The organism is Actinoplanes sp. NPDC023936 (genome assembly GCF_040639325.1).
Lineage (GTDB): Bacteria > Actinomycetota > Actinomycetes > Mycobacteriales > Micromonosporaceae > Actinoplanes.
Genome location: NZ_JBEZZR010000022.1, coordinates 41,596 through 55,842 on the forward strand (window position 1 = coordinate 41,596; position 14,247 = coordinate 55,842).

Here is a 14,247-nt window from a genome sequence, read left to right on the forward strand (position 1 = left end):
GAGCGTCAGCGGCGTCTTTACGGGCGGTTTATGGTCGGCGTGCGAAGCTGGCGACCGGTACGCGGAACGGGGAGGACACGGATGCGGGTGCTCGTGGCGGACGACGAACGCCTGCTCGCCGACGCCGTCGCGCAGGGACTTCGCCGGCTGTCGATGGCCGTCGACGTGGTCTACGACGGCGACAGCGCTCTGGAACGCGTCGCGGTGAATCGGTACGACGTCGCGGTCCTGGACCGGGACATGCCCGGATGCGGTGGCGACGAGGTGTGCCGGCAGGTCGCCGCCGGGCAGCAGGGCACCAAGATCCTGATGCTCACCGCCGCGGCCGGCATCCGCGACCGGGTCGAGGGGCTGGGCCTGGGCGCCGACGACTACCTGACCAAACCGTTCGCCTTCGCCGAGCTGGCCGCGCGGGTGCAGGCGCTGTCCCGCCGATCCGGCGTCGCGCTGCCGCCGGTGCTCGACCGGGCCGGCATCGTCCTGGACAGCACCCGGTACACGGTCACCCGGGACGGGCAGCTGCTGGCCCTGTCGTCGAAGGAGTTCGCCATCCTGCACGTCCTGATGCGTGCCGAGGGCCGCGTGGTCAGCACCGAGGAACTGCTGGAGCAGGCCTGGGACGAGCACGCCGACCCGTTCACCAACACCGTCCGGATGACGGTCATGACGCTGCGCCGCAAACTCGGCGACCCGCCGGTGATCCACACCGTCCGCCGGGCCGGCTATCGGATCGGCTGATGAGTCGTTCCGCCGCCCGCCGGGTGCTGCTGGGCTGCGCGATCGTGCTGGTCGCGGCGCAGGCCGTGCCGATGATCGCGGACGAGCTCCTCGCCCTGTGGCGCGAGCTCGGCCCCGGCTGGTGCCGGCTGCCGATCGACCGGGCCCCCGAGGCGAACACCTCGTTCGTCTGCACCCAGCTCTACCGGCGCCCCAGCATCCCGGGCGTGGTCGTCCGGCTGCTCGTCCTGGCCGCCGCGCTGGCCGCCTGCTACCCGCTGGTGCGCTGGTCGCTGCGCCCGGTCCGGGAGCTCGCGGCCGGCATCGACGCGGTCGGCCCGCAGAACCTCGGGCACCGGCTGCGTCCGGGCCCGGGCACGGACGAGGTCGCCGTGCTCGCCCGCGCGATCGACGACATGATGGACCGGATCGCGGTGGGCTACGAGGCGCAGCGCCGGTTCGCCGCCGACGCCTCGCACGAGTTGCGCACCCCGCTCGCCGTGCAGCGGACGCTGATCGAGGTCAGCATGGCCGACGAGCTCACCACCGAGCAGCTGGAACTGCTCACCGAACAGCTGCTGGTCACCAACGAGCGCAACGAACGCCTGATCGAGGGTCTGCTGGTGCTCAGCGAGAGCGACCGCGGGCTGATGACCCGCACCCCGCTGCGCCTCGACCAGATCGCCGCCGCCGTCGTCGACAGCCACCGCAAACGGGCCGCCGAGGCAGGTGTCACGATCACCAGCACGCTCCGGCCCCGTACCGTGGTGGGGGAGAAGGTCTTGCTGGAACGGCTGGTCACCAACCTGGTGCAGAACGCCGTCAAGTACAACCGGCCGGACGGGACCATCGACGTCCAGGTCGGCGACGAGCCGGCCCTGATCGTCGTGAACACCGGCGACGACGTGCCGCCGGAGGACGTGCCCGCGCTGTTCGAGCCGTTCCGGCGCAAGAGCGCGACCCGCATCGACCACAGCGGTGGCGCCGGGCTCGGCCTGGCCATCGCCCGCTCGATCACACAGGCGCACGAGGGCCTGATCTCGGCGTCCTCCACCGGCCGTGACGGCCTGCGGGTCGAGGTGTCGTTCCCGCCGGCGCACCCATGATCAGCATCGGTTCCCGCTCGGATCTCACCCACAGGTGACAGCACTGACGACCAGCTGGACCAGCTGGACCAGCTGGTCGCGGGCGTCGGCTCCGGCGTTGTGGATCGTGGAAAGGCGTGGCCCGGCTGGCGCTCAGTGCTGTCCCGGCGGGCCGGCGAGAACACTGACAGCCAGCCGGGCACGACGAGCTGGTCACCAGTGCTGCCGAACACCTGTCTGGGCAGCACTGAGCGCCAGCCCGCCCGGACCGCTCCACGATCGACAACCGGCGGCACCCATCTCACCTCCGGCGAGTCGACGGCTCGTCGATCAGCCAGCAAGGTCAGCCCTGGGAGCCAGCTACCGCCCCGGCGTCCAGCCGCTGAACCACTCCGGCAGCTCGTCGGCCTCCCGGTATTCGGGTTCGAAATAGCCGCAGGCGCCACGGCTGTCGCGGCGTTCTCAAATTGATTAGTCCGCTCGTCGTCGTGCGGACTCATTCGGAGAATGAGTTGACCTGGCAGATGGATATTGGCTGCCCAGGATCACTGCTTCGATTCCTGGTGTACTCCACAGGTCTGTCAAGGAGCGTCGTGAAAACAGCGAAATCCATGTATCGAATGGGAGTGGTGGCTCTCTGTCTCGCCGCCGGGGGACTCGTCGCCACCACCACCAGTCCGGCGTCGGCGGCCACACCGCACCGCTACGTCGCGATGGGCGACTCCTACTCGTCCGGTGAGGGCACCTACGCCGACAACAACAGGTACGACCCGGGCACGACCGGTGACTGCCATCGCAGCGACCTGGCGTGGGGGCGGATGCTTGCCGGCGATTCCGCGAACGGGCTGCAAATGTCCGCGCACCTTGCCTGTTCCGGGGCGCTCACCAAGCACGTCATGACGGCCGGCCACCATGGCGCCGAGCCACAGGTCAATCAGCTCAGGAAGCTGAATCCACGGCCGGAACTGGTAACCCTGACGATCGGTGGCAACGACGCCGGCTTCGGTAAGGTCGCCAAGGATTGCTATTTCTGGGGCGGAAAGAAGTGCTCCGACGCCCTCTCCGACGCGGGCAAGGCCATCGACCGGCTCGCCGACTGCACGGATTCCCGGGAGGCCGGGGAGGGCTACACCTGTCTCAAAGATGTCTATCGGGCGGTCAAGGATCAGGTGCCGACCGGCCGGGTCGTCGTGGTCGGCTACCCGCGCCTGTTCGCGACCGGGCGGGAGGCGTACACCCGCTGCTGGTGGGCGAACGGTCTCCCGGGCTCTCTCGGCAAGATGAACGACCTGGTGATCAAGATGAACAAGCAGATCCTCGCCCAGGCAGGGCTGGCGCGGGTGGAGTACGTCGACGTCACCGACACCATGAAGGGTCATGAGCTCTGCACCGACCCGTCCTGGATCCGCAGCATCACGGCGCCGAGCGGGAAGTGGAACACGATCTCGGCCCATCCGATGAAGGAGGGGCAGACGGCGATCAAGAAGGTGGTGGCGGGCTACCTGCGCGACCACCCGGTCGTGTCGGTCACCCCGCCGGCCACCGGGCCGGCTCCGCAGCCGTCGAACAAGCCGCCGGTGGCCGCGTTCACCTCCGGCCGCCTGACCGGCGTGGGCAACCGGGTGACACTCGACGGAAGCGCGTCGTCGGATCCCGACGGCACGGTGACGTCGTGGACGTGGACGTCCGGTGGCCGCCCGATCGGGACCGGCCGGACACTGACCACGTCCTTCGCCGGGAGCGCCGCGCCGGCGGTGACGCTGACCGTCGCCGACAACCGGGGAGCCACCGCCGCGGCCACCAAGGTGCTGTCGTTGCCGAACCGGCGACCGGCCATCTCCGGGGTGACGCCTCGCGACGCCACGGTCGTGCCCAGCACCACGCCGTCCTTCACCGTCGCGGCAACCGACCCGGACGGCGACACGCTCACGGCGACATTTCGCGTCACCGGCCCCTCGGTCGACGTCTCGTCCGGCCCGGCCGGGCTGCGCTGGACCGTTCCCGCGCACCGGCTCGATCCCGGTACCAGATACCGCCTAGAGGTCACGGTGCGCGATCCGTCCGGAGCCGTCGCGACGGCTGCCAGCACCTTCACCGTGGCCATGCTGCCTACCGCCGCCGATGTGACAGCTACCTCTTCCGGCGACGGGTACTGGCAGGTGGACACGTACGGCGGGGTCTTCTCGTACGGCGACGCGCCGTTCCACGGATCGCTGCCCGGCCTCGGAGTACGGGTCACCAACATCATCGGCATGGCGCGCACCCCCGACGACGGCGGCTACTGGCTGGTCGGCAGCGACGGGGGCGTCTTCGCGTTCGGCAACGCCGGCTTCCACGGGTCGATGGGCGGCAAGCCGATGAACGCCCCGGTCGTCGGGATGGCCGTCACACCCACCGGCAAGGGGTACTGGCTCGCCGGTGCCGACGGGGGCGTCTTCGCGTTCGGCGATGCGGGCTTCTTCGGCTCGATGGGCGGCAAACCGCTCACCAAGCCGGTCACCGCGATCGGTGCCACCGCGGACGGCGGCGGCTACTGGCTCGCGGCGAAGGACGGCGGCGTCTTCGCCTTCGGCAACGCCGGCTTCCACGGATCGATGGGCGGCAAGGCGCTCAACGCTTCCGTCGTCGACATGGACGTCACGCCGGACGGCGGTGGTTACTGGATGACGGCTGAGGACGGCGGTGTGTTCGCGTTCGGCAACGCCGGCTTCCACGGCTCGATGGCCGGCCGGTCCCTCAACGGTCACATCACCGGCATGTCGGTGACCCCGAGCGCCGGTGGTTACTGGCTCGTCGGCTGCGACGGCGGCATCTTCGCCTTCGGCGACGCGGTCTTCCGCGGTTCGAAGCCGACCTTCCAGTGCCGCGGGACCTGACCGTTCGGCACTGCATACTCGTGATCCATGGGTTTCGAAGCGGAGTGGCAGGGCGGTCGCCTGAGGACCGATGCGGACGAACTGCCACGACACGCTGCGCGCCCTCATGGACCGGCCGCCCACCATGACGGCTGACCGTTTCACCGCCTTGGTACCGTGACCGGCCCGGGGGAGGTCGCCATGGTCAACGCCGTCGCGCAGCGTTCCGCACGCCGGTCCGTGACGATCGTCGCGGTGGCGGTCGTGCTCGGCCTGCTGGCGTTCGCGGCCGACGCCGTCGACGGCATGGCCGGGCAGCTGATGATCGTGGTAGTCAGCAGTGGCTTGGCCTGGGGTTCAGCGGCGTTGCTGGCCGGCCGCTCGGCCCCGGACCGCCGCCGTGCGATGACGGGCGCGACAGTGCTCCTGGTTTGCGCCACCCTCGTCTACTACCTTCTGATCCTCGTGGTCAGCCGCCGCTGGAGCGGTGGCACGCTGGTGGACGGGTCATCGGGGGATTGGCACGGACTGCGCTCGCTGGCGATCATGACCACGGCCTGGCTGCTGGTCTCGGTGGTCGCGGGGCCGTCACTGGGCCTGCTGGGCCACCTGACGCGCACCGCGCGCCTGCCGAGCGCCGCCCTGGCCGCGGGCGCCGCGTGCGGTGCGCTGTCCGGCCAGGGCTGGCTGACGGTCACAGCAGCCCCGCCCTGGCTCATCTGGACGTACGACGGACCGGACGCCGCCCTGGTCCGCGGCTTCATCGCCGCCAAACTGATCGAGGTAGTGGTCCCTCTCGCCTTGCTCGCGTGGCTGGCCACCGCCCACCGCCTCTGGCGAGCATGGCCCCTCATGCTCTCCGCGACGGCGCTCACCGCAACCCTGAGCGCGCTCGCCTGGCGCTTCCTCCACACCGCCGCCAACCAGCTCGGCTGACCCCTCACCCGTGGACAGAGATTCAGACGGCGATTCGCGAACCACAGACACCCGAAAGCGCTGCCCCGGGTCGTCAGCCGGCCCGCGACACCCCGCGAGCGCCCGTCAGCGCATGCTCAGCGCCGCGTAGATGATGCCCTCGGCGGTGCTCATCTGGCCCGAGCCCTTGGCGTCGGTCGAGGTCACCGAGTACACCAGGCGGAAGCTGCCGTCGCGGCTGGCGCCGATCGCGCTGGAGTACCCGTACCGGGCGCCGGACTTGGCCCAGAGCACCTCACCGGTGGGCAGCGTGGTCGCCTCCAGCCCGGCGCTGTGGGTGGCCGGGCCGCCGCTCACGTCCGGCACCGCGGGGAGCGTGAACATCTCGTCGAGCTGTGCGGCCGGGAGCAGCCGGCCGGTGAAGAGCGCGGCGGTGAACGTGTCCAGGTCGGCCAGCGTGGAGATCATGTCGCCGGCGGCCGGGGTGAGGGTCTGGCTCCAGTTCGTCACGTCGATCAGCGACTGCTCCCCGTCCCGGGTCACGGTCTGGTATCCGTGCGCGTGCGGGCCCCGGATGGCCGGGTCGGCGCCGGGCGCGTACGTGTCGCGCAGCCCCAGCGGTCCGGAGATCCGCCGCCGCACCTCGGTGGCGTACGAGTGCCCGGTGATCTTCTCGATCAGCATCCCGGCGACGATGTAACCCATGTTCGTGTAGTGCTGCTCGTCGCCGGGCGCGAACTCGCGCGGGTTGCGCAGCGCCTGCCGGACGATCCGTTCCGGGGTCCAGACGTCGTACCGGTGTGCCAGCGCCCATTCGATGTCGTCCGGCAGCGTGGGGCTGGGCAGTCCGCTGGTGTGGTTCAGCAGCTGCCGCACGGTGACGCCGGCATACGAAGCGGGGAGCACCCCGGGCAGGTGCCGCCGGACCGAGTCGTCCAGGCTCAGCCGCTGCTCGGCAGCCAGTTGCAGGACGACGGTGGCGGTGAAGACCTTCGTGACGCTGCCGATCCGGAACCGCGCGTTCGCCGGCACCGGCTTGTTCGTCCGCAGGTCCGCGACGCCCGACGCGCCCGCCCAGCAGCCCGCCGCCGTGGTGACCCGCGCCTGTGCGCTCGTCGCCGCGGCGCTGGGCAGCCCCATCATGGCCTTGCCCATCGCGGCCGCGTCAAGCGAGCAGATCGTGGAAACCGGCGGGGAAGAAGCGGTGGCGGGCGCGGCGATCCCGAGAGCAAGCGCCGAAGCGAGCGAGACAGCGGCGACGCGGACCTTATTGATCTCCATGCCGACCACCCTGCCGAGGCGGCGCGTCCCGGACATCGGGGTCACCACCCCGGCCGGACCCTGAACCGTCCACTTAGGGGGTCTGGATCAGCCCGTCACCCACGTCGGGGGCGGTCTACGCGCCGGGCCGGACGATCTCCGCGCGCACCTCGTGCATCCGCAGCTCCCCGCTGCGGATCTCCTCGGCGAAGTGGCAGGCCACCCGCTGCCCCGAGTCGTCGAAGACCCGTAGTTCCGGCCGCTCCTCGGCGCAGCGGGTCTGCGACCAGGGGCACCGGGTACGGAACCGGCATCCGCTCGGCGGGTTCGCCGGGGACGGCAGGTCGCCGGCGAGCAGGATCCGCTCGCGCCGGTCCTCCACGCGCGGGTCGGGGATCGGCACGGCGGAGAGCAGCGCCTTCGTGTACGGGTGCAGCGGGCGCTCGTAGAGCCGGTCGCCACCGGCCTCCTCGACCAGTGCGCCGAGGTACATCACGCCGATGGTGTCGGAGATGTGCCGGACCACGGCGAGGTCGTGCGCGATCACCAGGTAGGTCAGCCCGAGCGAGTCCTGCAGGTCGCCGAGGAGGTTGATCACCTGCGCCTGGATCGACACGTCCAGCGCGGAGACCGGCTCGTCGGCCACGATCAGCTCGGGCCCGAGGACCAGGGCGCGGGCGATGCCGATCCGCTGCCGCTGGCCGCCGGAGAACTCGTGCGGGTACTTGTGCAGCGCCGACGCCGGCAGGCCGACCGCGTCGAGGGTGGACCTCAGACGCGTACCCACCTCGGCCTTGTTCTTGTGCAGATCGTGCGCCTTGAGGCCCTCGACCAGCAGGGACTCCACCGACTGCCGGGGGTCGAGGCTGGCCATCGGGTCCTGGAAGACCATCTGCATGCGCCGCCGGAATCGTCGCATCTGCTCGCCCTGGAGCGCGCGGACGTCCGTACCGTCGAAATTGATCTTTCCGCTGGTCGGCTCGACCAGTCGCAGCAGGCCGCGCCCGAGTGTCGACTTGCCGCACCCGGACTCACCGACGAGGCCGTAGGTCTCGCCCCGCCGGATCCTCAGGGACACGCCGTCGACGGCATAGACGAATCCGACGGTACGGTCGAAGAGCAGTCCGCTTTTGATCGGGAAATGGACAGTCAGGTCGTCGATCTCCATCAGGGCGTCGCTCACGCCGGCACCTCCTGCGGTACGGGGTTCGTGCACCGCAGCGCGCCACCGCGGGCGGTCGGCTCCAGCGGCACCGTCGCGCCGACGCAGTCGTCGATCACGCGGTCGCAGCGCGGCGCGAAGGCACACCCCTCCGACCACGGGATGTTGTCGCCGACCGAGCCGCGGATCTGGTGCAGCCGCCCGCCGCGAGCGGCGTCGAGCCGGGGGACCGACTGCAGAAGCCCATGGGTGTACGGGTGCCGGGGGTCCCCGAACAGATCGTGCCGGGCGGCCCGCTCGACCACCTTGCCGGCGTAGAGCACGTTGACCGTGTCGCAGAGCCCGGCCACCACGCCGAGGTCATGGGTGATCATCATGAGAGCCGTGCCGGACTGCTCGACGAGCTCCTTGAGCAGGATGAGGATCTGCGCCTGGATGGTCACGTCCAGTGCCGTCGTCGGCTCGTCGGCGATCAGCAGGCGCGGCTTGCAGGCCAGCGCGATGGCGATCAGGGCCCGCTGCCGCATGCCGCCGGAGAGCTGGTGCGGGAACTCCTTGAGCCGCCGCGTGGGGTCCGGGATGCCGACCGCGTCGAGCAGTCCGCCGGCCTGGCGCAGCGCGGCCTGCCGGCTCTGACCCTGATGGCGTTCCAGCACCTCGGCCACCTGGAGGCCGAGCGGGATGACCGGGTTCAGCGAGGAGAGCGGGTCCTGGAAGATCATGCCGATGTCCCGGCCGCGCCGGTCCCGCAGCTCCTGCGGGCGGAGCCGGAGCAGGTCGACGCCGTCGAAGCGGACCTCACCGGCGACCCGGTTGCCGTGCCGGGGGAGCAGACCCATGATCGCGAGGCTGGTCACCGACTTGCCGCAGCCGGACTCGCCGACCAGCCCGACCGTCTGACCGGGTTCCACGGTGAAGCTGACGCCGTCCACCGCGGTGAACGGCGCGGCGCCCCGGCGCTGGAAGACGACCGACAGATCGCGTACGTCGAGCAGAACCATGACAAGGTCACCGCCGGTTCTTCGGGTCGAGCGCCGCACGCATGCTCTCGCCGAGCAGGGTGAAGCCGAGGGCCACGAAAATGATCGCGAGGGCCGGGTAGTAGGCCAGCTCGGGCCGGACCTCCAGGTATCGCACGCCGTCCACGCCGAGCATCAGGCCCCACTCGGCCCGGTTGATGTCCGGGTCGCCGAGCCCCAGGAACGACAGCGCTGCCGCGTCCAGGATCGCCACCGCGAACGTCAGGGTCGCCTGCACGATGACCGCTGTCATCGAGTTCGGCAGCATGTGCCGGGTCACGATGTGCCGCTGCCGCACCCCGAGCGAGCGGGCCGCCAGCACGTGGTCGCTCTCCCGCTGCGCGAGCATCGACCCGCGCAGCAGCCGGGCGAAGATCGGCACGTTCACCACCGCGACCGCGATGATCACGGTCCACTGGGTGGACTCGCTGGCCAGGGCGACCAGCGTGATCGCCAGCAGCAGGCTGGGCAGGGCCAGCATCACGTCGGTGACCCGCATGATCAGCACGTCCACCCAGCCGCCGACCGCACCGGCGATCGCGCCGAGCAGCACCCCGAAGAGCAGGCCGATGAGCGTGGCCAGGACACCGACGAACAGCGTCTGCCGGGCGCCGTAGATCATCCGGGACAGGAAGTCGCGGCCCAGCGGGTCGCTGCCGAGCGGGTGCCCGGCGGTCGCGCCCGGCACCGAGTCGACGGTCAGCTTCTCGGTCAGCTCGGGGAACCGCTGCACCGGGTCGTGCGGCGCCACCAGCGGCGCGAAGATCGCGATGATCAGGAACACCAGGATGATGACCGCGCCGGCGATCGCCGTGGGGTCGCGCGTCAGCCGGCGACCGGCGTCCCGGATCAGGCTGACCCCACCGGCTTCCGACGTCCGCGCGGCCAGCTCGTCGATGCGGCGGCGCTTGTGCTCGGCGAGTGTGCTCACTGGACCCGCACCCGGGGGTCGATGAACGCGTACGAGAGGTCGACCAGCAGGTTGACCACGATGAAGACGACGGCGGCGAGCAGGATCAGCGCCTGGAGCACCGGGTAGTCACGGCCGCCGCTGATCGAGTCGGTGATCAGCGTGCCGAGGCCGCCCCAGTTGTAGACCTTCTCGGTCAGCACCGCCCCGGCCAGCAGCGCGCCGGTCTGCAGGCCGATCGTGGTGACCACCGGCAGCAGGCCGTTGCGCAGCACGTGCCGCTTGCGGATGGTGGCGTTGCGCAGGCCCTTGGCGTCCGCGGTACGGATGTAGTCCTCGTCCAGCACGTCCAGCACGCTCGCCCGGGTGATCCGCACGATGATCGCCAGCGGGATCGTGGCGAGCGTGACGGCCGGCAGCACCAGGTGCCAGAGCGCGTCGGCGGACGCGTCGAACTCGCGGGTCAGCAGCCCGTCCAGCACGAAGAAGCCGGTCACGTCGGTGTTGTCGGTCCCGGTGGTGATCCGCCCGGACGGCGGGAAGAAGTGGATGTCCTGGGTGAGCCAGTCCTTGAGCAGGTACCCCAGGAAGAAGATCGGGATCGAGATGCCGATCAGGGTGACGATGATCGTCGCGTTGTCGAGCAGCCGCCCGCGGTGCCGGGCCGCCAGGTAGCCGAGGGGGATGCCCAGACCGACCGCGATGATGATCGCCGCGATGGCCAGCTCGACGGTCGCCGGGAAGGCCCGGCCGATCACGTCGGTCACCGGTTCGCCGGTACGGATGGAGTTGCCGAAGTTGCCGGTCACCACGTTCTTCAGGAAGCGGCCGTACTGGACCCAGATCGGCTGGTCGTAGCCGAGGGCCCGGATCAGCGCCTCGCGGGTCTGCGGGGTGGCGCGTTCGCCCAGCAGCGCGTCGACCGGCCCGCCGGGCAGGCTGCGCAGCCAGAAGAAGACCAGGGTCATCAGGGCGATCAGCGTGACGAAGAGTTGGATCAGGCGGCGCGAGACGACTCTCACCATGACGTTTCCTCCGGAATCGGCGCTGCCGCGGCCCGGGGTCCGGGTCGCGGCAGCCCTCGGCGCCTACTTGGTGAGCGTGACGGTGTCGAACTCCTCGGCGGTGAGCGGGCTCGGCACCAGACCCTCGACCTCCTTCGTGGTGACGATCGCCGGCGGGGCGTGCCAGATCGGCACGGCCGGCAGCCACTTGGCGGCGAGATCCCGGTTGACCTGCTCGAACGCGGTCCTCTTGGCCCCCTGGTCGACTGTCGCGTCGGCCTTGCCGATGGCGGTGAACATCTCGGTCATCGCGTCGGCGCCGAACTCGACCTTGGGCCGGCCGAAGAACGTGCCGACGAAGTTGCCCGGGTCGTTGTAGTCACCTGTCCAGCCGAGGATGTGCAGGTCCTGCTTGCCGAACTGCTGCACGTCGTCCTTGAAGCCGCCGTTCCACGGACGGGGCACTCCGGTGACCTTGATGCCGGCGGCCTGCAAGTCGTTCGCCAGCACCGTGAAGATCTCCTGCGGGTTCGGCATGTACGGCCTGGACACCTCGGTCGGGTAGTAGAAGTTGAGCGTCAGGCCGGTCGCGCCGGCGTCGGACAGCAGCTGCTTGGCCTTGTCCACGCTGTAGTCGTACTTCTGCACGTCCGGGGCGTAGCCGAGGACCGACTCCGGCAGGAACTGGTCGGCCACCACCGAGCCGCCCGGACCCTTGGTCTGCACCAGCTGGGCCCGGTTCAACGCGTACGCGATCGCCTGGCGTACCCGGAGGTCTTTCAGTTTGGGGTTGTTCTTCTGGTTGATGCCCAGGTAGAGGATGTTGAAGGCGGGCCGCTCGAGCACCTGGTAGCCCTCGTCGGCGAGGGCCTTGCGGTCGGCCGGCGCCGGGAAGTCGATCGCCTGGACCGTGCCGGCGCGCAGTTCCTGTTTCCGGGTGCTCTCATCCTTGATGATCTTTATGATCACCTTGTCGACCTTGGCTTTCTCGCCCCAGTAGTTCGCGTACTTGTTCAGCGTGATCTCGCCGGTCGCCTTGTTCCAGCCGCCGAACGTGAACGGGCCGGTGCCGGTCGGGTGCTCGTTCGCGAACGCGCTGTAGGAGAAGGAGTCGCCGTTCTGCGTCACGGTGTCGGAGCCGTACTGCTTCATCGCGGCCGGGCTCGCGATGGAGAACGCGGTGAGCGCGAACGCGCCGGGGAACGCGCCCTTGTACTTCGTCATCGTCACGACGGCGGTGGAGGCGTCCTGCGCCGTGCAGTTGTCGTAGACGGCGTCCGGGCTGCCGGCGAACCCGCCGAAGACGTCGGCGTAGTAGATCATCTGGGACTGGGCGGCGTCGCCCTTCATGTTGAACCACCGGTCGAAGTTCGCGCAGACGGCGGCGGCGTCCAGCGCGGTGCCGTCGTGGAACGTGACGCCCTGGCGCAGCTTGAACGTCCAGATCTTGCCGGTCGGGTCGTTGGACCAGCTCTCGGCCAGGCCGCCGGTCAGCTCGGCGGTGCCGGGCTTGTGGGTGATGAGCGTTTCGTAGACCTGCCGGATCGGCCGGAGCGACTCACCGTCGTCGTTGAAGATCGGATCGAAGTTCTTCGGGTCGCCCGCGCCGGCGAAGATGAAGGTGCCGCCGGTGGCGGCCTCGCCGTCGTCGGCGTTGTCACGGTCGCTCTCCGCGCAGCCGGCCGCGCCGATCGTCAGTGCCGCGATGACGCCGGCGGCGATGACCCTCCCTGGTGCACGCATCGTGTTCACCCCGTCCTTGTGGGTCGGACAAACCGCTTCGGAGCGACACTATCCATTTACGGTGATCAACATGTTGAGTTGGTATCGGATCGTGTCCTTCCGGTGCCATAACGCCACTTCTATCTCCCGTGCGATATGCCGAGCAATATTGACGATTAACGATTAGTTGCTTAGCGTTCAGGCACACGCCGGCGCGTCCCACCCCACGTCCGCGCCGGATCCTCCGCGCGAAAGGCGCCTACCATGCGTCGCATCACGCTCGCCGTCACCGCGCTCCTCCTGCTCGCCCTGGCCGGCCCACCGGCCACCGCGCACGACCCGGACACCCCTGAGGGCCGCGCCGAGCAAGCCGAGATGCTGCGCATCTACGAACCTGCCTGGCGCAGCGGCGAACGCCTCGCGGGCGCGCCGGTGACCTGCGTCAACGGCCTGGCCGACAGGTACCCGTGCAAGAACGTCGACCTGCTCAGCTTCCTGCCGCAGTCCGCGATCGGCGGCGGCGGGTCGTCGAGCATGTGGTACTGGGCCGACCCCGCCGACAGCAACGAGTACATCCTGTACTGCCGCTCCAACGGCGTCTCGTTCATCAACGTCACCGACCCGGGGAACCCGAGATACCTCGGAAACCTGCCGTCCGCGAATGGCGTCAGCTCATCCTGGTGCGACATCCGCACGTACCGGAATTACGCCTACATCGGCAAGGATTCGGTGTCCCACGGCATCCAGATCTTCGATCTCAACAAATTGCGCGGCGTGACCACCACGCAGACGTTCACCGCGGCCGCGCGGTTCACCGGCCTGACGAACAGCCACACCCTGTGGATCAATCAGAACACCGGCTTCCTGTACGTCTCCGGCGCGAACACGTGCAGCAAGGGCCTGACCATCTACGACATCAAGACGCCGCTCTCGCTCAAGCTGGCGGCCTGCTACAGCCGCGAGGTCTACTCGCACGAGTCGGTCGTGGTGAACTACGCCGGCCCGGACACCCGGTTCACCGGCCGGGAGATCGCGTTCAACTACACCGGCCAGGGCAAGCGGTTCCAGATCCTCGACGTCACCGACAAGGCGAACATCAGGGTGCTCTCCAGCGTCACCCATCCCGGCGCGAGCTTCATCCACCAGGGCTTCGCGACGAGCGACTACAAGCACATGATCGTCAACGACGAGACGATCAGCACCCGGGGCGGCAGCCCGGACTTCGTCTACAACATCGAGAAGCTGGACGCCGCGCGCTACGTGGGCAAGGACGTCGCCACCCGGGGCGAGTTCGTCAACCACAACGGCTACACGGTCGGCAACCGGCACTTCCAGGCCTCGTACCGGGGTGGCCTGCGGATCCTGGACACCACGTCGGCCGCCTCGGCCCGGTTGCCCGAGGTCGGCTACTTCGACGTCGACCCGGCCTCCAACGCCAGCGGCTACAGCGGCAGCTGGATGGCCCTGCCGTTCCTGAAGAACGGTGTCGTCGCGGTGCAGAGCATCGGCGTCGGCCTGTTCCTGGTGCGGCCCACCGGAACGGCGGCGGTGAGCTGACCGGTCAGCCCGCGGCCCCGCGTCACCGTCGCCTGCTCGCG

11 protein-coding genes are annotated in these 14,247 nt (G+C 69.7%); 5 read left to right on the top strand and 6 right to left on the bottom strand.

Translation table 11 applies throughout. The annotated features are described in order from the left end of the window. Positions 1 to 81: 81 nt before the first annotated feature. The 4 genes from AB0F72_RS25845 (at position 82) to AB0F72_RS25860 (ending at position 5,593) form a co-directional block, all read left to right on the top strand. The gene (locus tag AB0F72_RS25845; protein ID WP_360435943.1) at positions 82 to 738 is read left to right on the top strand and encodes a response regulator transcription factor; all 657 of its coding nucleotides are present in this window, start codon (positions 82 to 84) and stop codon (positions 736 to 738) included. Continuing rightward, positions 738 to 1,823, top strand: a complete 1,086-nt coding sequence (locus tag AB0F72_RS25850; protein WP_360435945.1) for a HAMP domain-containing sensor histidine kinase — start codon at positions 738 to 740, stop codon at positions 1,821 to 1,823. The genes AB0F72_RS25845 and AB0F72_RS25850 overlap by 1 nt, the downstream gene beginning before the upstream one ends. Positions 1,824 to 2,428: 605 nt before the next feature. After that, on the top strand, positions 2,429 to 4,678 hold the full coding sequence (locus AB0F72_RS25855; protein WP_360435947.1) for a GDSL-type esterase/lipase family protein: 2,250 nt from the start codon (positions 2,429 to 2,431) through the stop codon (positions 4,676 to 4,678). A 180-nt stretch (positions 4,679 to 4,858) separates the two neighbouring features. After that, on the top strand, positions 4,859 to 5,593 hold the full coding sequence (locus AB0F72_RS25860; protein WP_360435949.1) for a hypothetical protein: 735 nt from the start codon (positions 4,859 to 4,861) through the stop codon (positions 5,591 to 5,593). 105 nt (positions 5,594 to 5,698) lie between these two features. Here AB0F72_RS25860 and AB0F72_RS25865 read toward each other — a convergent pair whose 3' ends face one another. The 6 genes from AB0F72_RS25865 to AB0F72_RS25890 all read right to left on the bottom strand — a co-directional run bounded on the left by AB0F72_RS25865 (position 5,699) and on the right by AB0F72_RS25890 (position 12,670). Next, entirely contained in the window at positions 5,699 to 6,853 is a 1,155-nt protein-coding gene (locus AB0F72_RS25865; protein ID WP_360435950.1) for a serine hydrolase domain-containing protein, read from the bottom strand. A gap of 115 nt (positions 6,854 to 6,968) precedes the next feature. After that, complete coding sequence (locus AB0F72_RS25870) at positions 6,969 to 8,000, bottom strand: oligopeptide/dipeptide ABC transporter ATP-binding protein (protein WP_360436105.1); 1,032 nt, start codon at positions 7,998 to 8,000, stop codon at positions 6,969 to 6,971. An 11-nt stretch (positions 8,001 to 8,011) separates the two neighbouring features. Further along, positions 8,012 to 8,995, bottom strand: a complete 984-nt coding sequence (locus tag AB0F72_RS25875) for an ABC transporter ATP-binding protein (protein ID WP_360435952.1) — start codon at positions 8,993 to 8,995, stop codon at positions 8,012 to 8,014. Between the two features lie 7 nt (positions 8,996 to 9,002). Then, positions 9,003 to 9,944: an ABC transporter permease gene (locus AB0F72_RS25880; protein WP_360435954.1), complete on the bottom strand. Its 942-nt coding sequence runs from the start codon at positions 9,942 to 9,944 to the stop codon at positions 9,003 to 9,005. After that, positions 9,941 to 10,948: an ABC transporter permease gene (locus tag AB0F72_RS25885; protein ID WP_360435956.1), complete on the bottom strand. Its 1,008-nt coding sequence runs from the start codon at positions 10,946 to 10,948 to the stop codon at positions 9,941 to 9,943. The genes AB0F72_RS25880 and AB0F72_RS25885 overlap by 4 nt, the downstream gene beginning before the upstream one ends. Before the next feature lie 63 nt (positions 10,949 to 11,011). Further along, positions 11,012 to 12,670 carry an ABC transporter substrate-binding protein gene (locus AB0F72_RS25890; protein WP_360435958.1) on the bottom strand — a complete coding sequence of 553 codons (1,659 nt, stop codon included), beginning with the start codon at positions 12,668 to 12,670 and terminating at the stop codon, positions 11,012 to 11,014. A gap of 243 nt (positions 12,671 to 12,913) precedes the next feature. On the opposite strand from AB0F72_RS25890, the gene AB0F72_RS25895 reads away from it, so the two are divergent. Continuing rightward, on the top strand, positions 12,914 to 14,206 hold the full coding sequence (locus AB0F72_RS25895; RefSeq protein WP_360435960.1) for a choice-of-anchor B family protein: 1,293 nt from the start codon (positions 12,914 to 12,916) through the stop codon (positions 14,204 to 14,206). Positions 14,207 to 14,247 lie beyond the last annotated feature (41 nt).